The organism is Streptomyces sp. NPDC050263, from assembly GCF_040655955.1.
Classification (GTDB): domain Bacteria; phylum Actinomycetota; class Actinomycetes; order Streptomycetales; family Streptomycetaceae; genus Streptomyces.
In genome coordinates, this window is record NZ_JBFAKW010000305.1 from 1 (window position 1) to 1278 (window position 1278).

Genomic DNA, 1278 nt, shown 5'->3' on the forward strand with positions numbered 1-1278 from the left:
AAGCGGCCCGCTCGGTGCTGGACGGCGTCTGTTCCGGCTGGGACGTTTCCACGCGGTCGGTGCTGCCGCCGTGGGGCGCGCGGGAGGGGCGGGAGCTGGCCTTGCGTGCTCCGGAGAGCAGCTTGTTGAGGGTGAAGCGGCAGGCGATCTCCTTGACGCCGGCGCCGGTGCGTCCGCTGATGCTGAGCGCGTTGACCTTGTCGTCGGGGTAGGAGAACTGGGTGACGCCCTGGTCCCGGCCGAGGCTGAGGCACTGGCCGGCGAAGAACATCCGGACGGGGGCGGCTTTCTTGCCCGCGATGCGGCGCAGGACGGTGTCGGCGGCGGCGGGGCCGAGCTGGGTGGCGGCCTGGCAGCTCATGCGGAAGGGGTGGTCGGGCATGACGCCGGCGTCTCCGGCGGCGATGATGCGTTCGTCGTCCACGCTGGTGAGGGTGGTGTCGGTGATGAGGCGGCCGTCGGCGTCGGTGCGCAGTCCGCTGCGGGCGGCGAGGTCGGGGACGCGGAATCCGGCGGTCCAGACGGTCACCTCGCTGGGCAGCGAGCGGCCGTCGTCGAGCCGGACGGTGTCCTGGGTGACTTCCGTGACCCGGGCGCGGGGGCCTTCGATGACGTGGACGCCCAGCCTGGCGAGCCGGCGGGCGACCGGGCGGCGGACCCGGGCGTGCAGGGAGGGGCCGAGGACGCGGCCGCAGACCAGGGTGACCTTGCGGCCGGCCTCCGCGAGCTCGGCGGCGGTCTCCAGGCCGGTCGGGCCGGAGCCGACCACGGTCACCGGAGCCGACTCGGAGGCCGTGTCGAGGGCCAGCCGCAGGCGTTGGGCTCCCTCGAAGTCCGACACCCAGTGGGCGAACTCCGCGGCTCCGGGGACGCCGGGGTCGGCGGCGCCGCTGCCGACCGCGTAGACGAGGTAGTCGTAGGAGAGCGTGCCGCCGCCCGCGAGGGACACCCGGCGCGCGGCGGCGTCGATCAGGGTCGCGGTGTCGACGACCAGCCGCGCGTTCGCGCCCAGCACCTCGTCGAAGCCCTCGACCGCGTCGTCGGAGCCGGTCACGAGCTGGTGCAGACGGATCCGCGAGACGAACTCGGGACGCGGATTGACCACGGTCACCGACACGCCGTCGCGCCGTGCCAGCCTGTTGGCCGCGGTCACGCCCCCGTACCCTCCGCCGACGACGACTACCTCGACGTTCGCGTTCATGATGTCTCCTCGTGCTGTGGTGGACTCGGCATGGAGACACCGGCCGCCGGTCCGCCGTAACAGCCCACGAATGAGAC

The 1278-nt window shown here is 73.5% G+C and carries 1 protein-coding gene; it reads right to left on the reverse strand.

Going from position 1 to position 1278, the window contains the following annotated elements:
• Positions 1–1201, reverse strand: a 1201-nt coding sequence (locus AB0J04_RS46185; protein WP_363174739.1) for an FAD-dependent oxidoreductase, incomplete at its 3' end; no start/stop codon positions are given.
• Positions 1202–1278: the final 77 nt, after the last annotated feature.